This is a genomic window from Actinomycetes bacterium (assembly GCA_024222295.1).
In the GTDB taxonomy this organism is placed as follows: Bacteria; Actinomycetota; Acidimicrobiia; order Acidimicrobiales; family Microtrichaceae; genus JAAEPF01.
On sequence record JAAEPF010000051.1, the window covers coordinates 167578 to 187854 of the forward strand.

Sequence of the window (20277 nt, forward strand, 5' to 3'; positions counted from 1 at the left end):
ATGGCCGCGGTCGACGGCAGGAGCGACACCCGGGGGCACACAGCCGAGCCGGCATGGCTGCGCGGCGCGGACGTGGTCGTGGTCGGGCTCGGGATCACCAACACTGCAGCCGCCCGGGCGCTCGTCGCCCGAGGCCACGAGGTGGTAATCACCGACGACGGCGATCCCGGTCCGGGCACGGCTCTGTCAGCCGAGCTCGGCGTCGCGTTCCACCATGCTCCCGACGCTGCAAGGCTCCAGGACCTGGTGGGCTCCGCGCGGCTGATGCTGCCCGCCCCCGGGTTGCCGGAGAGCCACTCCGCCTTCGAGGCCGCCCGGGCCCACTCTGTCGATGTCGTGAGCGAGTTCGACCTCGCATCGGCATGGGACGACCGCGACGTGGTCGCGATCACCGGCACCAACGGCAAGACCACGGTCGTGACGATGGTTGCGGCGATCCTCGCCGAAGCCGGGATCGAGACCGCCGCCGTCGGCAACCTCGAGGTGCCCCTCGTCGCTGCCATCGACGACCCCGCCCCGGAGTGCTTCGTGGTCGAGGCGTCGTCGTTCCGCTTGGGTCACAGCAGCCATTTCTCGCCACGCGTGGGCACCTGGCTGAACTTCGCACCGGATCACCTCGACGTGCACTCCGACCTCGAGACGTACCGAGACGCCAAGGCGTCGATCTGGACGCGGATGGGCGAGGGCGACACGGCCGTGGTCGCCGCGGACGACGCGGTGGTGTCCGCGTGTGCTCCCTCCGACGGTCCGCGTGTGTGGACCTTCGGCATCCGCGACGGTGCCGACTTCACCCAGGTGGACGATGACCTCGTGGGCCCCGACGGCAAGCACATCGTGGCAGTCGCAGAACTCTCGCGGGCCTTGCCCCACGACCGTTCGAACGCGCTCGCAGCCGCCGCAACCGCGCTGGCCGCGGGAGCGGACGCCGGTTCGGTGAGACGTGCCCTGGCTGGCTTCGGGGGGTTACCGCATCGCGTGCAGCTGGTCGGGGAGACTGGGGGCGTGCGCTACTACGACGACTCCAAGGCAACCGCGCCCCATGCCACCCTCGCAGCCGCGAGCGGGTTCGACCGCGTGGTGCTGGTGGCAGGCGGACGCAACAAGGGACTCGACCTGTCGGCGCTGGGAGGCGCCGAGACAGTGGTGGGCGTGGTGGCTATCGGGGAGGCGGCCCCCGAGGTCATCGAGGCGATGGCCCCGAGGCCCTCGCAGATCGCTTTGAGCATGCGCGAGGCCGTCGCCGCGGCGTCCGACATGGCACGCAGCGGTGACGTCGTGCTGCTGTCGCCCGGCTGTGCTTCATTCGACTGGTACGGCGGCTACGCGGAGCGCGGCGACGACTTCGCACAAGAGGTCAGCCGCCACATGGCAGCCTCGCAAACGGTGGTGGTGAAGGAGGGTGAGGATGGCTGACCCCAAGTCGGCTCGACGCCCGGGCCGCAACGACTCGACTCGTACCCGCAAGGGTGACTCACGCGCCAAGGCTCCGCGCAGGCCGAAGGCAAACGGATGGCACCGCCCGGAGGAGACGGTGTTGCGGTGGGCCGTCCTGTTGCTGTGCGGGCTCAGCGTCGTGATGGTGTACTCGGCCTCCTCGGTCTACGCACAGCGGGAGTTCGGCTCGACCTGGTCGGTCCTGGCGCGGCACCTGACCTACGTGGCCATCGGCCTGGTCGTCCTCTTCGGTGCGTCGCGGATCCCGCTGCGCGTCTGGCGCGACAGGTTGACCCCGCTGCTGCTCGTGGCGGCGTTCGCCTCGCTGGCAGTGCTGTTGGTCCCGGGGATGCCGTTCGCGCCGGAGGTCAACGGCGCCACCCGATGGATCCGCGTGGGCCCGCTGGGCTTCCAGCCATCGGATCTGGCGAAGCTGGCGATGGTCCTCTGGCTGGCACGCCTGCTGTCGATTCACCGCAAGGAGCTCGGTGAAGCCGCACTGCTGAAGTCCGCTCTGTTCGTGTTCGTTCCGCTTGCGGCACTGGTGCTGGCGGGTGACGACCTCGGCACCACCATGCTGCTCGGCATCGTGTTCGTGACCATGTGGTTCCTCGCGGGCGCCCCGCTGCAACAGGTCACGCTGCTCGGCGGTGGCCTGGCCGGAGTCGGCCTGCTCGGCCTCTTCATGCTGGAGGGCTTCCGCACCCAGCGGGTGCTCGCATTCCTGTCGCCCGAGCAGTACGCCGATGGCGCCGGCTACCAGGCCCTGCAATCGCAGATCGGGTTCGCTTCGGGTGGCCTGTGGGGACAGGGCCCGGGTGCGTCCAAGGGCAAGTGGGGCTTCCTGCCCGAGGCGCACACTGACTTCATCCTGGCGGTCATCGGTGAGGAACTGGGCCTGATCGGCAGCATCGTGATCATCGCCGCCCTCGCCGCAGTGGTCGCGTCCGGATTCGTGATCGGCATGAGGTGCAGGGACTTCTTCGGACGCCTGGTCTCCTTCGGCATCTCCACTTGGTTCGGCGTGCAGGCGGTCATCAACATCGGCGTCGCCGTCGGTGCCATGCCCACCAAGGGGATCCCGCTTCCCTTCGTGTCCTATGGCGGCACGGCGATGGTCATGTCGCTGCTCGGCGTCGGCGTGCTGATGGCCGTATCGCGGACTGGATCGCAGCCCGCGGTGGTGGCCGACCTTCGCCGCGGCGCGGAGCGGCGTCGCCCTCCGCGGGCGACGCGTTGAGCACGGATCGAACCAGGCGGCCCTTCGCCGTGATCGCCGGGGGCGGCACGGCAGGCCACGTGCTGCCGGGTGTGGCGGTCGCCAACGAGCTCGTTCGCCGCGGTCATGAACGCGACGGCATCCATTTCGTAGGAGCCGCGAGGGGCCCGGAAGCCGACCTCGTGCCCGCTGCAGGCTACGGGGTGACCCTGCTGCCGGGGCGGGGCCTGCAGCGCCGGCTGAGCCTCGCCAACCTCGCCGCGGCCCTTGGACTCCTCAGGGCGGCACTGGTGTCGATCCGCCTGTTGTGGCGCATGCGGCCATCAGTGGTGCTGGTACTCGGTGGGTACGCGGCGGCTTCCTGCGCCCTGGCCGCAGTCCTGCTGCGGATCCCGATGGTGGTGGCCGACCAAAATGCCCGTGCGGGCGCGGTCAACCGGCTGGCGGCCAGGTTCGCCAGGGCATGCGCAGTGCCATTTGCCGACACCGACCTGCCACGGGCGGTCGTGACCGGCAACCCGGTCCGCGAGCAAGTACTGGATCGTGCTGCCAACCCCGACCCCGACGGGGCCCGGCGTGAGCTGGGTATCCCCCAGGACCGCACGGTGATCGCCGTCTTTGCCGGTTCGCTGGGCGCGCAGCGGATCAATGCGGCCACGGCCGAGGCCGTCCGCGGCGCTTGGGGCGACCGCTCCGACCTGGCCGTGCACCACGTCGTGGGGGCGCGGGACTGGGACGCGCCCGGCCGGGCTGGAGGCGTGGCATTCGCCGAGACGGCCACAGACGGAGCCGCCGGCGTGTTGTACCAACCGGTGCGCTACGAGGACCGTATGGACCTGGTGCTGGATGCGGCCGACCTCGTGGTCTGCCGTGCGGGTGGCACGACAGTGGCGGAGCTCGCCGTGATGGGCGTTCCTTCCATCCTCGTGCCACTGCCCATCGCAACGCGCGACCACCAGCGGGCCAACGCAGCGGAACTGGTCGAGGCAGGTGCGGCTGTCCTCGTCGGTGATGACGAGCTCGATGCCGGCCGTCTGGTCGCCGAGGTGGCAGCCGTATCGGTCGAGGCCGACGGCCTACAGGCGATGGCAGCCGCCGCGGCCGCGTGTGGCCGCCCCGACGCAGCCGGCGCGGTGGCAGACCTCCTGGAGCAGCACGGTGGCTGAGCAGGCGTCGATGCCCGTGTTCGACCTCACCCGCACCCGCCGGGTGCATGTGGTCGCGATCGGCGGTGCGGGCATGAGCTCGATAGCGACGCTGCTGGCCCAGGGTGGCCACACGGTGTCCGGGTCCGATGCAGTGGACGGTCCGATGCTCGAGTCGTTGCGTGCGCTGGGTGTCGCTGTGACAGTCGGCCACGACCCCGCCAACGTCACCGGCGCGGAGGTGGTCGTTGCCTCGACCGCCGTTGCCGATGACAACCTGGAGCTCGTCGAGGCCCGGCGCCTCGGCGTGCCCGTGATGCGTCGTCGCGACTTCCTGCCCGCGTTCGGTGCACTGCAGCCGTTCGTGTCGGTGACCGGCACGCACGGCAAGACCACCACGGCGTCGCTGCTGGCGGTGGCACTGCGCGGCGCCGGAGCAGACCCTTCCTGGCTGCTGGGCGCCCCGGTGCCGGCCCTGGGCGGCTCTGCCTCGCTGGGCGGGGGCCGCTGGATGGTGCTCGAGGCCGATGAGAGCGACGGCTCGTTCCTTTCCGGGCCGAGGGCCGCCGGGTTGCTTACCAACGCCGAACCCGACCACCTGGAGTTCTGGGGCGGCTGGGACCGTTTGCGTGCCGGGTTCCGGGAGTTCATCGAGCAGACCGATGGACCCGTGGTGGCCTGCCTGGACGACCCCGCGGCATCCGAACTCGCAGCAGAGACCGCAGCTGTGGGCTACGGCACCGATCCCTCGGCGCGGTACCGGGTCGAGTCGCTCAGCCTCGACACCCGCGGGTCCGACTTCACGTTGTGCACACCTGCGGGCAATCACCGGGTGCGGCTGTCCCTTCCGGGGCGTCACAATGCACTCAACGCGGCCGGCGCCCTCGCAACGGTCGGCGAGCTCGGCCTCGACGTCGGCGAGGCTGGAGGCGCCCTCGCCGACCACAGCGGCCTCTACCGTCGCTTCGAGCACCGGGGCACCGCAGGGCAGGTCGAGGTGGTCGACGACTATGCCCACCTGCCCACAGAGGTACGCGCCGCCCTGGCCGCGGGTTCCGCAAGCGGATGGGAACGCCTTGTCGTGGTGTTCCAGCCGCACCGCTACTCGCGCACCGAAGCGCTGTGGAAGGACTTCGGAGACGCCTTCGGTGACGCGGATGTGCTGGTGCTCACCGAGATCTATCCCGCCGGAGAACAGCCTCGCGCCGGTGTCACCGGTCGCCTGCTGGTCGATGCAGTGGTCGACTCGGGCGCAGCGCGACCGCTGTGGGCCGACACGCTGCAGGGCGCCGCTGAACTGCTCTGCGACATCCTTCGCCCAGGTGACCTGCTGATGACCGTGGGTGCCGGCGACGTGCGCGACGTGGGGGACATGGTGCTGGCTGCCCGCGGCGGGAGTGCGCGGTGAAGTCGTTCGAGGAGCTAATCGCAGTCAGCGGGGTGGAGGTCCGTTCCGCGGTGAGCATGGCTGCGTTGTGCACCTATCGCGTGGGTGGCTCTGCGCGGTGGTTCGCCAGCGTCGATTCCGAGGCCGAGCTCCGCGCTCTCGGGGAAGCAGTGGCGGGCGCGGCCGAGCCGCCCGCGGTTCTGGTGGTCGGCAGGGGCTCGAACCTGCTGGTGTCGGACTCCGGATTCGAAGGCCTCGCGGTGCAGTTGGGTGATGGGCTCGCCCGAATCTCCACCGATGGACACACCATGACAGCCGGCGGCGCTGCATCGCTGCCGGTGGTGGCGCGCCGAAGCGTGGCCGAGTCATTGAGTGGGTTCGAGTGGGCGGTCGGGGTGCCGGGGACCATCGGTGGAGCGGTCCGGATGAATGCCGGTGGCCACGGGTCCGACATGTCGGAGGTGCTGGTCGGGGTCCGCGTGGTGGACCTGCGCACCGGCGAGACTCGCGAAGTGGATGCCGCCGCACTCGAGCTCTCCTACAGGTCTTCGGCCTTGGACGCACACGAGGTGGTGACCTCGGCGGACCTCGCGCTGGTGCCGGGTGATCGGGAGCGCGGCGAGGCGCTGCTCGCAGACATCGTCCGCTGGCGCCGCGAGAACCAGCCCGGCGGGCACAACGCCGGCTCGGTCTTCACCAACCCGGCCGGCGACTCCGCCGGCCGGCTGATCGACGAGGCCGGCTGCAAGGGTTTGCGGATCGGGTCCGCGGAGGTCTCGCCGAAGCACGCCAACTTCATCCAGGCCGATGAGGGTGGCTCAGCCGACGACGTTCACGCGCTCATGCACGAGGTCATCCGCCGCGTGCGCCACACGAGCGGTGTCGAACTGCATGCCGAAACACGCCTCGTGGGCTTCGACCGTGACGCGGGGGCGTCGAGGTGACCGCGACTCGATCGCGGCGCCCGGTCGGCACCGAGCCGGCAGCGAAGAAGCGCAAGCTGCCCCGGCCCAGGCTGCCGAAGCTGAAGCTGCCGCGTATCCATGTCCCGAGGCCGCGGATTCCCGGGATCAACCTCAGGTTGCCGCGCCGGAGCGCCGGCGATGGGTCCTCAGCGCCTCGGGAGGCGAAGGTGCACCCGAGGATCGCGGGGCGCCGCGACGAGGTCGCCCGCGAGGGGCGCGATCGCCGCCGGCGGATCCGCTGGATCGGACTGGGTGTTGCAGGACTGCTGACTGCCTCGGCCGCGGTCCTGTTCTCACCGCTGTTCGACATGGACCACCTACTCGTGTCGGGGGTGGAGGGACCACCGGCCGATGCGGTGTCAGCAGCCGCGGGCCTGCCCGGGGGCAGCGCGCTGTTCGGAATCGATCCTGCAGAGGTGCGCGAGCGTGTGGAGGAGCTGGACTGGGTGGCGCACGCATCGGCCGAGGTGGTGTGGCCCGACCGCGTGGAGTTGGAGGTGACCCCGCAGCGCCCGGTCGCCCTTGTCGCACCGGGCGCGGGCGAGCCCGCTGCGATCGCCATGGCGACCGGTTCGGTGTTCGCATTCGGCGACGTCGAGCCCCTGGTGCCTTTCACTGCCGGGCTGCCCGTGCTGAGGCTCGAGGAGGGCGTCGCGCTCGACGACATCGGCTCCAGCGGCGCAGCGGAAGCCCTGCTGGCGCTGTCATCGCTCGGGCCGGTCACAGCCGCAACGGTGTCCGAGGTCACCGTCGACGAAGCCGGTCGGATCACGTTCGCTGCAGGCCCGGGCGGGCTCGAGGGGGCCCAGCTCGTGATCGGTGAACCCGTGCTGCTCCCCGAGAAGGCACAGGCTCTCGAAGCGGTCCTGTCGGGCCGGGTGGAACTTGCATGCCTCTCACGACTCGACGTGTCGGTGCCGTCAAGGGTCACGATCCAACGCCTGGAGGACTGCGCGATTCCCGACGTGTGAGGGGTCTGCTGCAGGGCCCGTGGAGCGTTTGGGGTCGAGGATCGTTGTATCGCCACCCCAGCCCCCATAGTCTCAAGTAAACCCTGAGGTTCAGGTGCAGGCCCCCTGGAGGTGCACTGCAGGTGAACATCGACACGAGTGCTCCCGCCCGGAGGCAACCCTGATGGCCCAGAACCCCCAAAACTACCTCGCCGTGATCAAGGTCGTGGGCATCGGTGGTGGCGGCTGCAATGCCGTCAACCGGATGATCGATGCCGGACTCAAGGGTGTCGAGTTCATAGCGATCAACACCGATGCGCAGGCCTTGCTGATGAGCGACGCCGACATCAAGCTCGACATCGGCCGCGACCTCACCCGCGGCCTCGGTGCCGGCTCTGACCCCGACGTCGGCCGCCAGGCGGCCGAGGACCACCGGGCAGAGATCGAAGAGGTTCTCCGCGGCGCCGACATGGTATTCGTGACCGCCGGTGAGGGCGGTGGCACCGGCACCGGAGCCGCTCCCGTGGTGGCGGAGATCTCCAAGCAGCAGGGTTCGCTGACCATCGGTGTGGTCACGCGGCCGTTTAACTTCGAGGGCCGTCGACGCGCCGTGCAGGCCGACCAGGGCATAACCAAGCTCAAGGAGAAGGTCGACACCCAGATCGTCATCCCCAACGACCGCCTGCTGAGCGTCGCCAACGACAAGACGTCGGTGCTCAACGCGTTCAAGATGGCCGACGAGGTGCTGCTGCAGGGTGTGCAGGGCATCACGGACCTGATCACCACGCCGGGCCTGATCAACACCGATTTCGCCGACGTGCGCATGATCATGAGCGACGCAGGCAGCGCTCTCATGGGCGTCGGCTACGCAAGCGGTGAGGGGCGGGCACTCGAAGCGGCCCGCTTCGCCATCTCGTCGCCGCTTCTGGAAGCCGCCATCGATGGGGCGCGGGGCATCCTTCTCAACATCTCCGGTGGCAGCGACCTCGGGCTGTTCGAGGTGAACGAGGCTGCCTCGGTCATCCACGAGGTGGCACACCCGGAGGCCAACATCATCTTCGGCGCGGTCATCGACGACGAGCTCGGCGACGAGGTGCGAATCACCGTCATCGCAGCCGGATTCGAGCGTTGGGACGATGCCAAGCCGGCCCGCAAGCCGGCTCGAGCAGAGAGCGGCGAAGGCGACGAGGGCGGCGCGGACCTCTCCGACGTGTTCGGTACCGAGGGCTCAGAGGACGAGGAGCTCTTCGGTGGCGACGACGACTTCGACGTTCCCTCGTTCCTGAAGTAGCCGCCACCATGGCGGACGCGCGGCGCTTCACCCTCCCGGGCGGCGTCGCTGTTCATGTCTCGTTCACCGACCGCGCCGACGGTGACCTTTCCATCCATGAAGAGCCGGCAGCGCTCGACACACGTCGGAGTGCAGTGGCTCCCACCCCATGGACCTGGCTCGAACAGGTGCACGGTGCGCGGGTGGTCGGTGTCGAGTCGCCCGGCGACGGTGCCGGCACCGCCGCCGATGCCTCGGTCACCGACAGGCCCGGCTGTGTGCTGTCGGTGCAGACCGCTGACTGCGCGCCGGTGCTCCTGTTCGCACCTGGCCCTTCGGGAGCGGTCGTGGCCGCTGCGCATGCCGGCTGGAAGGGAATCGAGGCCGGCGTGCTGCCGGCCGTGGTGGACCGGATGCGCTCACTCGGTGCCGGAGCTGTCTCCTGGACGCTGGGGCCGTGCATCTCGGCCGGCGAATACGAGTTCTCCCTCGGCGATCTGCATCGCCTGGAGGCGCGGTTCGGCAAGTCGGTGCGTTCGGTAACGCATTCGGGCACGCCGGCTCTGGATGTGCGTGCCGCAGTCCGCCGCTCGCTCGAGGCGGCCGGTGTCACCTCCGAGCCTGTGGGTCGCGCGCCGGCATGCACGGCATCGAGCACGGAGTACTGGTCACACCGGGCGCGAGCCGAGGTCGGGCGCCAGGCCGGTGTGATCTGGTGGGAGTCCGGCGCCGATGGGTGACCAGCGCGCCGTCGACCAGGACCTCGTGGACCGGTTGGCTGAGCAGATCGCCGAGCGCGGCGAGGTGCTCCGTCGTCGCATCGAGGCTGCGGCCACGGCCGATGTCGAGGTCGTGGCCGTCACGAAGGGCCACCCGGCGGAGGTGGCCATGGCGGCGCGAGCGGCTGGGTACAGGTCGCTCGGGGAGAACTATGCCCAGGAGCTGCGCGACAAGGCGCCCTACCTCGACGGTGTCGACTGGCACTTCGTTGGCCGGCTCCAGTCGAACAAGGTGAGGATGATTGCCCCTGTGACCGCCGTGTGGCAGTCGCTTGATCGCACATCGGTCATCGACGAGGTCGCGAAGCGCTGCCCCGGGGCCGCGGTCATGATCCAGGTGGACCTCGCGGGCATCGGTGGACGAGGTGGTTGTGACCGCGACGACGCGGCAGGCCTGGTGGCTCATGCCGCCGAAAAGGGGCTGCGGGTGAGAGGTCTGATGGGTGTCGGTCCTCCGGGTGACCCCGAGGACTCCCGGGAGGGTTTCGCGTGGCTGGCTGCCGAAGCCGGATCGCTTGGGCTGGCCGACGTGTCGATGGGAATGTCGGCCGACCTCGAGGTCGCGCTGAGTGCCGGGGCCACGATGGTGAGGGTGGGTTCGGCATTGGTGGGGGAGAGGCCCCCGCGCTAGGGAAGCCGCGCCTACACTCTCGCCCAAGACCGTTCGGGAGGACGCCCGCAGAATGTCGAAATGGATGGACAGCGCACGTGAGTTCCTCGGGCTGGGCGAGGACCCGTACTACGACGACGACTACAACGATCCAGTCGAAGGCGACGTCGACGACTACTACGACGAACCTCTTCAGCGCAGCGTGCCGGGGCGTTCCGCCGAGGCGGACTGGGATGAAGGCGATGGTGGGGTCCGAATGATCTCCACGCCGCCCAGCGCCCCGGTTCCTGTTGCTGCGGCGGCCCCGCCTGCGGATCGTGGCGTGGTACGCCCGCTTCCGGGCTCCAGCAAGCCCGAGGTGGTCTCACCCACGCGGTTCGACGACGTGCAGGACGTGGCCGACGCCTTCAAGAAGGTGCAGCCGGTGATCATCAATCTGCAGGGAGTCGACAAGGACCTGTCGCGTCGGCTCATCGACTTCGCCAGCGGGCTCTGTTACGGGCTCGAGGGCGAGATGGAGCGGGTGGCCGAGCAGGTGTTCCTGTTGACCCCCAAGGGTGCAGAGGTGTCCGATGACGATCGCCGCCGCCTCGCCGAAGGCAACATGGATGAATACGACGCCTGATGCTGCTGGTCGTCTTTGTCCTTGATGTCTTCTTCTTCCTCGTGCTCGGCCACATCATCCTGTCGTGGATCCCGCGGGGCGGGGAGTTCCTCGAGTCGGTCCGCCGGTTCTTCTCGATAACCACCGAGTGGCTGCTGCTGCCGCTACGCCGGGCAATTCCCCCATTGCGCCTCGGCGGCGCCGCACTGGACCTGTCCCCGCTGATCGTGCTCATCGGGGTACAGATCCTGGCAGGCGTGCTGCGCGGCCTGGCCTGAAACCACAGTCAGCGCCGCTGTTTCGCGTCGTAGTCACCCTCGTCACTCATCGCGTCGAGAATCGCACTCAAGCGGCTGGACCTACGCCATCTCGATGCATGTCAGTCAATGCCATGCTCAACTGCGATTCAGCGAACCGCAGGTTGCGGGTACTACGATTCGTTTCATGGACCTCAATGAGCTGACACCCGAGCTGTTCGAGAAGGCGGAGTTCAATGAGCGCCGCCGCGGCTACGACATAGACCAGGTCGAACGCTTCCTCGAGGAGACCGGCACTGCTGTAGCGCAGCTTCTGGTGCGCCATCGTCAGCTCGAGGAGCGCGCCTCGCAAGCCGAGACCCGTCTCGCCGCAGCTGAAGAGGAACTGCAGAACGCCAAGGCTGCGCCCGCAGCACCGGCGGCCCCGGCGCGGCCGGTGCCCTCTCCCGAAGAGGAGGCAGAGGAGGTCGAGCAGGCAACTAGCACCCTGCTCATGGCCAAGCGCACAGCGGATGCCACGATCGAGGAGGCTCGCGGCGACGCCGCCAACGTGCGCGCCGACGCATCGGCTGAGGCACAGCAGATCATCGCCCAGGCGCGTTCCGAGGCTGCGGCCGAGCTGAGTGCCGGACGCGAGAAGCTCATGCAGATAGTGACTGCCCTGGAGACCCGCCGCGACTCGCTCGGCGCAGTGGTCGAGGGATACGAGCAGCGCATAGCCGGCTACCGCGACCAGCTCGGCGCGGTCGCTTCAGCACTGGTTTCCATGACCGAGGATCCCGAGGCGATGGCCGCACGCCCCGACGTGCACATCCCGTCGACGGCCGAGGGCAGCGCCGCAGACGACCCGGCGATTGCTGGAGCACCGGAGCAGGACGAGGTCGACCTGACCGACCCCACCCAGCTGCACGACACCGCCACGGCCGCACGTGCCGACGGCTGGGGCGAGGGATCGTGGTCCGACGTGGCCCCTGCAGAGCCTGCCCCGGTCGAGCCCGAGGCAGCTGACGCAGCGGCTCCCGCAGTCGATGCGAACTCCCGGGAGTCTTCGGTCGTGGTCGACGCCGAGCCGGTCACCGGCCAGACCTCGGACCGCTTCCTGCGTGAGCTCGACGAGGCGGTCAACGAGTCGACGAAGGACGAAAAGGGCGAGGCCATCTCGGCATTCTTCGAAGGTGGCGACGAGGAGCAGGGCCGGGGCCGCTTCGGCTGGCGCCGCTGATCCACACCGGCTGAAGCCGGGATCGTCTGCAGCCGGCTGAATCGCGCCTGGAGGTGGGAGGCAGACACGCATCGAGCGGCTAGGGTTCTGCGACCCCAAGCTGCACCCGCCGGGCCAAGGAGACTGCGATGGCGCCAGCCAAGAAGACACCTGCCAAGAAGAAGGCTCCGGCGAAGAAGAAGGCGCCGGCCAAGAAGACACCTGCGAAGAAGAAGGCTCCGGCGAAGAAGAAGGCGCCGGCCAAGAAGACACCTGCGAAGAAGAAGGCTCCGGCGAAGAAGAAGGCGCCGGCCAAGAAAACACCTGCCAAGAAGAAGGCGCCGGCCAAGAAGACACCTGCCAAGAAGAAGGCGCCGGCCAAGAAGGCACCGGCCAAGAAGAAGGCGGTTGCGGCCAAGAAGGCGGTGGGCAGGAAGCCCGCAGGCAAGTACCCCTTCGACAAGAAGTTCCTGAACTCCCAGAAAGCCCTCCTCGCAGAGGAGCGTGCGACCCTGGCCGAGCAGGCCGAGTCGCTCAAGGCCGAGGCAGAGTCGCTCGCAATGGACCGCGAGCCCGGAGACGTCCAGTTCGACGAGGAGTCTGGCGAAGGCGACAGCCTCGCCGTGGAGCGCGACTTCGACCTCGCACGCGCCGCCAAGAACCAGCAGATCATCGAGGAGATCGACGCCGCGTTGGTGCGCATCAAGAAGGGCACTTACGGGGTCTGCGAGTACTCTGGCAAGTACATACCCAAGGAGCGCCTCGTGGCCATCCCTTGGGCCCGGGAGCGTGTCGAGTACAAGACGAGCCGCTTCCGCTGATCCGGGCGGCGCGTCGGCGCCGCCCCTGTGCAGGACGCCGGACAGATGCCGAAGAGCAGCACCGAAACCAGACCGACCCATAGATGGCTGTTGCTCGTCGTCAGCGCTGCGATCGTGCTCGTCGCGGACCAGCTCTCCAAGTGGTGGGCTGTCAGCGAGCTTGCGCCCGACCCCACCAAGAAGGTCGAGATCATCGGGTCGCTGCAGTTCCGCTACGCCGAGAACACGGGTATGGCCTTCTCTCAGGGTGCCGGCTCCGGGCGATGGATCGGGCTGATCGTGATCGTGATCGTGATCGCACTCGTCGTGTTCGCCTCGAAGGTCCGCAGCAAGGTCCAGGTGGTGTTGCTCGGGGTCGTGATCGGCGGTGCGCTGGGCAACCTCATCGACCGGGCGTTCCGGGCCGAGGAAGGATGGCTCAGTGGGGCCGTGGTCGACTTCATCGACCTGCAGTGGTGGCCCGTGTTCAACATCGCGGACATGGCGGTGGTGCTGGGCGGGATCCTGCTGGTGATCTGGTCCACCCGCGACCCGCAAGAGGACGAGCTCGACGAGCCCGACGGCTCCGACGCCGACGATGCGCGCGCCGCTGCCGGGTCGGCGGGCGACGAAGCTGCCGCAGACACGCCCGGGTGAGCCGGACCTACGCCGCCGAGACCGTTCCTGCCGCTGCGGAGGGCGAGCGAGTCGACCGTTTCGTGGCGATGATGGTCGACTGCTCGCGCTCGGAGGCCGCCGCGGCGCTCGAGTCGGGCAACGTCACGGTTGGAGGGCGCGTGGTGGTCAAGGGGTCCCATCGCCTGGTCGAAGGCGACGTGGTGGCTGTGGCCGAGTCACCACACCGCGAGCGCGTCCTGCCGGGATCCGACGGCTCCATACCGCTCGATGTGGTGCACTCCGACGCCGACATCATCGTGGTCGACAAGCCCGCCGACATCGTGGTGCATCCCGCGCCCGGCCATGCTGACGGCACGCTGGTCAACGCGCTGCTCGCCCGCTTCCCGGAACTGGCGGTCGTCGGTGAGCCAGAGCGCCCCGGCATCGTGCATCGCCTCGACCGCCAGACATCCGGCCTGATGGTCGTGGCCCGCACCCCCGATGCGTATGACTCGCTGGTGTCCCAGCTCGCAGACCACAGCGCACAGCGAACCTATGCGGCGCTGGTGCTCGGCCACCCACGCCACTCCCACGGCGTGATCGACGCACCGATCGGGCGGTCACATCGCGACCCCCAGAAGATGACGGTCGCGGTCGACGGCCGCGACGCCCGCACCCACTACGAGGTGGAGCACCAGTTCGCAGAGCCCCGTGAGTGTGCACTGCTCACCTGCGAGCTGGAGACCGGACGCACTCACCAGATCAGGGTGCACCTCGCCTCGATCGGCCACCCGGTCGCCGGCGATCCGACCTATGGCGGGTCCAGGCCGGACCTCGACATCACGCGGCCGTTTCTGCACGCACGCCGGCTGAGCTTCGTGCATCCCGGGACGGGCGACGAGGTCGCCTACGCCTCGGACCTGCCGTCCGACCTGTCGGCCTGGCTGGCCGACCTCAGCTGACCCAGCCCCCCCATCGCGCCGGCGCCGCCCCGTACACGCCGCGTGCTGGGTGGCTGAGCGGCGTTGCGCAGTCGTGCAGCGCGTCGGGTGCTGCAGGTCAGCTCCGTGCTGACGTGGCGGGTGAGCCGGCGCCTTCGCCGGGCCACGGTGCGACCCCTTCGGTCATGGCCTGCAGGTCCGCCAGCGAGTAGTCGGACAGGATGCGGCGCATCGTGGAGCCGACATCGGCCCAGATGGCCAGAAGCACGCATTGGCCCTCGTGGTCACAGGCGCCATCGGTGTGGGGTTCCCCGAAATCGCCGGCCTGGATGGGGCCGTCGACCGCCGAGATGATCTGGGCGAGGGTGATCTCGGCAGGGGGCTTGGCGAGTACGTAGCCACCGCCGACACCGCGTTTGGAGCGCACCAGCCCGGCGCCCTTGAGTGCAAGGAGTATCTGCTCGAGGTAGGGCTGAGGCAGGCCGGTGCGTTCCGCGATGTCGCGCACCGATGTGGGCCCGTCGCCGTGGTGCAGCGACAGTGACAGCAGTGCTCGGCTCGCGTAGTCACCTCGGGTGGACACCTTCACGGTCTCCAATCGTACGGCCTCGCAGATGTGCGGCGCGAGCCAACCCTTGACAGAGGGCAAAATGCTGCGGGGGTGTGTGTCCCGGGGCCCCGGGATGGGTAGCTTGGAGGCAATGGCGTCAGAACCGCTGCTGCCCGACTACGACGGTGCGTGCACGGCCAATGTCATGGTTCCCCTCGTGGAGGATCCGGCCGAGGCGCCGAACTGGTTCCCCGAATCGCTCGAGGGTGTGGATCAGGTGGTGATGCTGGTTCTCGATGGCCTCGGCTGGCACCAGATGCACGAGCGTCTGGGCCTGCTTCGCGGGTTGACCGCGATGAACGCGTCACGGATTCGCACGGTCGCTCCCACCACCACGGCCACGGCCCTCACCTCGATCACCACCGGCCTGCCGCCGGGCGAGCACGGGGTGATCGGGTACCGCATGCACACCGAGGGCGACGACGTGCTCAACGTGCTGCGCTGGGCAACGTCCAAGGGGGATGCCCGCGAGACGATACCTCCCGAGGCGGTCCAGCAGGACCTTCCCTTCGGCGGCCAGCGACCCCCGATCGTCGTGCGCGCGGAGTTCCGCGATTCGGGGTTCACCCGCGCTCACCTCGGCGGTTGCCGGATCGTGCCCTACCGCATGCCCAGCACGCTCGTCGCCGAGATCCTGGCCCAGCTCGAGGCGGGGGAGCCGTTCGTATACGCGTACTACGACGGAATCGACAAGGTCGCCCATGAATACGGGCTCACGTCGTTCTATGACGCCGAGCTGGTGTTCGTGGACCGCATGGTGGAGTACCTGATCGAGGCGCTCCCGCCAAGGTCGGCGCTGGTGATCACATCGGACCACGGCCAGGTCGACGTGGGTACAAACGTGTTCCCGCCCCACCCCGAGGTGCTCTCGCACGTGCGCGCGCAGTCGGGCGAGGCGCGGTTCAGGTGGCTCCACGCCCTGCCGGGCTCCGAGGCGGCGCTGCTCGACGCCGCCCGCCGTCACCATGGTGACGTTGCCTGGGTGGTGCCGTGTGAGGAGGTGCTCGAACAGGGTTGGTTCGGACCGAAGGTCCTTCCCGCGCCGCTCGCTCGGCTGGGCGACGTGGCCCTCGTGGCGCGAGAGCCGGTGGCGTTCGAGGACGCTGCTGACACAGGCCCCTTCGTGCTGAAGGGCAGGCACGGCTCGATGACCCCCGACGAGGTAGAAGTTCCGCTGCTCACGGTTCGCCGCTGACCGCCGCATCACGAGCCGGCTTCGGCAGTCGATACACTCGGCCGATGCCACAGGAGCCGCAAGCCAACTCACCCGACTTGCTCCTGCCCGACGGAGTGGCCCCGCCCGGAACAGCTGCCGATCCCGCACCCGGCGATGACGAGCCGGTCGAGTCGGGCATCGAGTCGCCGGCCAAGATCATCCGTATCGGGGCGATGGTGAAACAGCTGCTCGAAGAGGTCCGCAACACAGAGCTGGATGAGGCCAGCCGCGACCAGCTGCGCGGTATCTACGACAACTCGATCGCCGAGCTGAAAGAGGCGCTGTCTCCCGAGCTTGCAGAAGAGCTCGACCATCTGAGCTTCGACTTCTCGGGTGAGGACCTGCCGAGTGGCACCGAGCTTCGCCTGGCGAAGGCGCAGCTCGTCGGCTGGCTGGAGGGTGTGTTCCACGGGATCCAGGCCACGCTCGTGACCCAGCAGATGGCCATGCGCCAGCAGCTGGAAGGAATGCGCGGCCAGCTGCCCGAGGGTGGGGGACAGGTCCCGAGCGGCCCGGGCTACCTCTGAGCAGGGCAATGGGCGGTTGGCGAGCCGGATCCGCCGAATCAGTCGCCCCATGCGGCGCGCGGTGTCACAGGATCGCGCGATACTCGGCGGAATGACAGTGGTGTGATTCACCACCGCCAGTTGTCCCTGTTCCGCCAGTCATTCCGCCGGGGAGCGTGATCGGGCTTGCCGGACTCCTTCGTCCACCTACACCAACACACCGAGTACTCGATGCTCGACGGTGCGGCCCGCATCGGCGACATCGTCAACTCCGCAGTCACCGATGGCCAGCCGGCGATGGGCATCACCGATCACGGCAACATGTACGGCGTCCTGCCCTTCTACAAGGAGTGCAAGGACCAGGGGGTCAAGCCGATCATCGGCACCGAGGCCTACATGGCCCACGACGCCCGTTCGGAGCGGCCACCGCGCCGCGGCAAGGTCGATGATTCCGGCGGCGAGGTGGAGGGCGGCCGCAAGCTCTACTACCACCTCACCCTGCTGGCGGAAGACAACACCGGCTACAAGAACCTGATCCAGCTCGCATCGCGGGCATACCTCGAGGGCTACTACTACAAGCCTCGCATCGACTGGGAGCTACTCGAGGCCCACCATCACGGAGTGATCGCGACCACCGGCTGTCTCGGCGGCCACGTGCTGCAGTCACTCATGAACGAGGGGTTCGACCCGGCGCTGGAAAAGGCCGCACGTCTGCAGGACATCTTCGGGCGCGACAACCTCTTCGTGGAGCTGCAGGACCACGGCATCCCCGAACAGCACCGAACCAACCCGCAGCTACTCGAGATCGCCCGCCGCATCGGTGCGCCATTGCTGGCCACCAACGACAGCCACTATGTGCACCAGGGTGACGCCGTGGCCCACGACGCCCTTCTGTGTGTGCAGACGGGGTCGCTCATGAGCGACCCGGACCGATTCAAGTTTCATGGCGACCATCACTACCTGAAGTCCGCACGCGAGATGCGTGCCTTGTTCGACGAGGTTCGCTCGGCATGCGACAACACGTTGTGGATCGCCGAGCGGTGCAACGTCGAAATCGAGTTCGGCAAGCCCCAGCTACCCAACTTCCCGCTGCCGGAGGGGTTCGCCAACGACGCGGAGTACCTTGAGCACCTCACTTTCGAGGGGGCGCGCAAGCGGTGGGGTGACCGGCTGCCCGACGAGGTGGTGGAGAGGCTGGCGTTCGAGCTGAAGACCATCGGCGACATGGGTTTCAGCTCCTACTTCCTGATCACCTGGGACCTCATCAAGCACGCCCGCGACGCCAACATCCGCGTCGGTCCCGGCCGCGGCTCCGCCGCTGGATGCGCGGTCGCGTACTGCCTCTGGATCACCGACCTGGATCCGATCCGCTACGACCTGCTGTTCGAGCGATTCCTCAACCCCGCGCGCGTGTCGATGCCGGACATCGACATGGACTTCGACTCCCGCTACCGCGACGAGATGATCCGCTACGCCGCCGAGCGCTACGGCCGCGACCACGTGGCGCAGATCGTCACGTTCTCCACCATCAAGGCGCGGGCCGCCGTGCGCGACGCGGCACGCGTGCTCGGCCATCCGTGGGCTGTGGGTGACCGCATCGCCAAGGCCATGCCGCCGCTGATAATGGGCCGCGACACACCGCTGAAGGCCTGCCTGGAGAAGACCGAGAAGTACGAAGACGGCTATAAGATGGCTGCAGAACTGCGCGACATGTACGAGGTCGACCCGGAATCGCGCCAGGTGATCGACGTCGCAAAGGGCCTCGAGGGCCTGCGCCGCCAGGACGGAATCCACGCAGCTGCAGTGGTGATCACCAAGGAGCCGCTCACCGAGTACCTGCCGATCCAGCGCAAGCCCGAGTCGGGTCAGGTGCCGGAGGACGCGCCGGTGGTCACCCAGTACGAGATGGGCGGCGTGGAGGAGCTCGGCCTGCTCAAGATGGACTTCCTCGGTCTGCGCAACCTCGATGTCATCACCGACACGCTCGACCTGATCCGCATCACCCGTGGCGAAGACGTCGACATCGACGCGGTCGACCTCGCCGATGGGCCGACCTACGAGCTGCTGCGCAGTGCTGAGACGATCGGTGTGTTCCAGCTCGAGGGTGGGCCGATGCGCGCCCTCATCAAGTCACTCGCACCGACCGAGTTCGAAGATGTCGCGGCGCTCGTGGCGCTGTACCGGCCGGGTCCGATGGCGGCCAACATGCACACCGACTACGCGGACCGCAAGAACGGCCGCCAGGAGGTCGAGTACCTCCATCCCGATGCCGAGGACGCACTCGGAGCCACCTGGGGCCTGATGATCTACCAGGAATCGATGATGCGAGTCGCGCAACGATTCGCGGGCTATTCACTGGCGGATGCGGACCTGCTCAGGAAGGCCTGTGGGAAGAAGTCCCGTGAGATTCTGGCCCGAGAACGGGTCAAGTTCGTGGAGGGCTGCGAGGCCAGTGGCTACGGCGAGGCGCTGGGCAACAAGTGGTTCGACATAATCGAGCCGTTCGCCGACTATGCGTTCAACCGCAGCCACGCCTACGGCTACGGCTTCGTGGCTTACCAGACCGCCTACCTCAAGGCGAACTACGGCCCCGAGTACCTCTCCGCGTTGCTCACGTCGGTCAAGGCCAGCCTGGAGAAGGCCGCCGTCTACCTGGCCGAGTGTCGCTCGATGGGTATCGAGGTCGTGGTTCCCGACATCAATGCCTCGGAGTCCGACTTCACGCCCGACGTGGCCGATCCCGAGGCCCCGATCATCCACTTCGGACTCTCCGCGGTGCGCAACGTGGGTGAGGGACTCGTGGAGCTGATCGTGCAGGAGCGAGACGCCAACGGCAACTTCGTTGACTTCTTCGACTTCTGCGAGCGAGTGGACACCTCGGTGCTCAACAGGCGTGCCGTGGAGTCGCTGATCAAGGCGGGAGCGTTCGACTCGCTCGGTCATCCCCGCATGGGGCTCAGCCAGGTCTTCGAGCCGATCGTGGACGCCACCATGGCGCGTCGCCGCGAGCACGACATGGGAGTTCAGTCGCTCTTCGGAGCCAGCGATGACGGCCCCGCATTCGACGAGCGCCCTGCCATCCCCGGTGTCGACTTCGCCAAGAAGGAACGGCTCGTTCACGAAAAGGAGATGCTCGGGCTGTATGTGTCGGACCACCCGCTGTTCGGACTCGAGCGCCTCATCGCCCGCAAGGCCGACTGCCCGGTCAGCGAGCTGGCCGAACTGGAGGACGGCGCCCGCCGCACCGTCGGAGGTGTGATCACGGGTTTGCAGCGCAAGTGGACCAAGAAGGGCGACCTGATGGCCGTGTTCACCCTCGAGGACCTGCAGGGTTCCATCGAGGTGATGGTGTTTCCCAAGACGATGGCCGCCATCGGGCACATGCTCGAAGAAGACGTCGTGGTGTTGCTCGGTGGTCGGATCAACCGCCGCGACGACACCCCCAATCTCGTGGCGGGGGACATCGAGATCTTCGATCCGGTGATCGACGAGACCCCACCGCTGCGGCTGCACCTTCAACCCAACCGCCTCGACGCCGAGACCCTGGACCGCCTCAAGGAGCTGTTCGGCGACTTCCCCGGCGAATCAGAGGTGCACATCCTGCTGGGTGACAAGCAGGTGCTGAGGTTGCCCGATGACTTCCGTGTGAGCACCCAGGGCGGCCTCGTGGGCGAACTGCGGGTGTTGCTCGGAGCTGACGCCATCGTCATGTAGGGCGGGCCCCGAGTTGCACTCGCCGCTCGGACCTAGTGAACTTGTAGGACC

18 protein-coding genes and 1 pseudogene are annotated in these 20277 nt (G+C 68.2%); 18 read left to right on the forward strand and 1 reads right to left on the reverse strand.

Annotation, left to right across the window (positions count from 1 at the left end; translation table 11 throughout):
* The 15 genes and pseudogenes from murD (at position 1) to GY812_15285 (ending at position 14201) form a co-directional block, all read left to right on the forward strand.
* Positions 1-1413, forward strand: coding sequence for a UDP-N-acetylmuramoyl-L-alanine--D-glutamate ligase (gene murD, locus GY812_15215; GenBank protein MCP4436830.1), 1413 nt, complete (start codon positions 1-3; stop codon positions 1411-1413).
* Positions 1406-2674: a putative lipid II flippase FtsW gene (gene ftsW / locus GY812_15220; protein ID MCP4436831.1), complete on the forward strand. Its 1269-nt coding sequence runs from the start codon at positions 1406-1408 to the stop codon at positions 2672-2674. The genes murD and ftsW overlap by 8 nt, the downstream gene beginning before the upstream one ends.
* Positions 2671-3819: a UDP-N-acetylglucosamine--N-acetylmuramyl-(pentapeptide) pyrophosphoryl-undecaprenol N-acetylglucosamine transferase gene (locus GY812_15225; protein ID MCP4436832.1), complete on the forward strand. Its 1149-nt coding sequence runs from the start codon at positions 2671-2673 to the stop codon at positions 3817-3819. The genes ftsW and GY812_15225 overlap by 4 nt, the downstream gene beginning before the upstream one ends.
* A complete protein-coding gene (gene murC, locus GY812_15230) occupies positions 3812-5206 on the forward strand; it encodes a UDP-N-acetylmuramate--L-alanine ligase (GenBank protein ID MCP4436833.1) in 1395 nt (464 codons plus the stop codon). The genes GY812_15225 and murC overlap by 8 nt, the downstream gene beginning before the upstream one ends.
* The gene (gene murB, locus GY812_15235) at positions 5203-6129 is read left to right on the forward strand and encodes a UDP-N-acetylmuramate dehydrogenase (protein ID MCP4436834.1); all 927 of its coding nucleotides are present in this window, start codon (positions 5203-5205) and stop codon (positions 6127-6129) included. Before murC ends, murB begins: the two co-directional genes overlap by 4 nt.
* Before the next feature lie 188 nt (positions 6130-6317).
* Complete coding sequence (locus tag GY812_15240; protein MCP4436835.1) at positions 6318-7121, forward strand: FtsQ-type POTRA domain-containing protein; 804 nt, start codon at positions 6318-6320, stop codon at positions 7119-7121.
* Positions 7122-7284: 163 nt separating this feature from the next.
* The gene (ftsZ, locus tag GY812_15245; GenBank protein MCP4436836.1) at positions 7285-8391 is read left to right on the forward strand and encodes a cell division protein FtsZ; all 1107 of its coding nucleotides are present in this window, start codon (positions 7285-7287) and stop codon (positions 8389-8391) included.
* 8 nt (positions 8392-8399) lie between these two features.
* A complete protein-coding gene (locus GY812_15250; protein MCP4436837.1) occupies positions 8400-9110 on the forward strand; it encodes a polyphenol oxidase family protein in 711 nt (236 codons plus the stop codon).
* Positions 9103-9780: a YggS family pyridoxal phosphate-dependent enzyme gene (locus GY812_15255; protein ID MCP4436838.1), complete on the forward strand. Its 678-nt coding sequence runs from the start codon at positions 9103-9105 to the stop codon at positions 9778-9780. The genes GY812_15250 and GY812_15255 overlap by 8 nt, the downstream gene beginning before the upstream one ends.
* Before the next feature lie 52 nt (positions 9781-9832).
* Entirely contained in the window at positions 9833-10384 is a 552-nt protein-coding gene (locus GY812_15260; GenBank protein MCP4436839.1) for a cell division protein SepF, read from the forward strand.
* Positions 10384-10641: a YggT family protein gene (locus GY812_15265; GenBank protein ID MCP4436840.1), complete on the forward strand. Its 258-nt coding sequence runs from the start codon at positions 10384-10386 to the stop codon at positions 10639-10641. Before GY812_15260 ends, GY812_15265 begins: the two co-directional genes overlap by 1 nt.
* A 166-nt stretch (positions 10642-10807) precedes the next feature.
* Entirely contained in the window at positions 10808-11842 is a 1035-nt protein-coding gene (locus tag GY812_15270; protein MCP4436841.1) for a hypothetical protein, read from the forward strand.
* Positions 11843-11994: 152 nt separating this feature from the next.
* Positions 11995-12276 (forward strand): annotated as a pseudogene (locus GY812_15275) (DNA-binding protein).
* Between the two features lie 411 nt (positions 12277-12687).
* Positions 12688-13278, forward strand: coding sequence for a signal peptidase II (gene lspA, locus GY812_15280; protein MCP4436842.1), 591 nt, complete (start codon positions 12688-12690; stop codon positions 13276-13278).
* Positions 13056-14201, forward strand: a complete 1146-nt coding sequence (locus GY812_15285) for an RluA family pseudouridine synthase (protein MCP4436843.1) — start codon at positions 13056-13058, stop codon at positions 14199-14201. Before lspA ends, GY812_15285 begins: the two co-directional genes overlap by 223 nt.
* A gap of 97 nt (positions 14202-14298) precedes the next feature.
* Here GY812_15285 and GY812_15290 read toward each other — a convergent pair whose 3' ends face one another.
* Positions 14299-14769, reverse strand: coding sequence for an Rrf2 family transcriptional regulator (locus GY812_15290; GenBank protein MCP4436844.1), 471 nt, complete (start codon positions 14767-14769; stop codon positions 14299-14301).
* Positions 14770-14881: 112 nt separating this feature from the next.
* On the opposite strand from GY812_15290, the gene GY812_15295 reads away from it, so the two are divergent.
* The 3 genes from GY812_15295 (at position 14882) to dnaE (ending at position 20226) form a co-directional block, all read left to right on the forward strand.
* Positions 14882-15985 (forward strand): alkaline phosphatase family protein, encoded by a 1104-nt coding sequence (locus tag GY812_15295; protein ID MCP4436845.1) that lies wholly within the window; start codon positions 14882-14884, stop codon positions 15983-15985.
* 44 nt (positions 15986-16029) lie between these two features.
* A complete protein-coding gene (locus GY812_15300; GenBank protein ID MCP4436846.1) occupies positions 16030-16533 on the forward strand; it encodes a DUF2587 domain-containing protein in 504 nt (167 codons plus the stop codon).
* Positions 16534-16698: 165 nt separating this feature from the next.
* On the forward strand, positions 16699-20226 hold the full coding sequence (gene dnaE / locus GY812_15305) for a DNA polymerase III subunit alpha (protein MCP4436847.1): 3528 nt from the start codon (positions 16699-16701) through the stop codon (positions 20224-20226).
* Positions 20227-20277 lie beyond the last annotated feature (51 nt).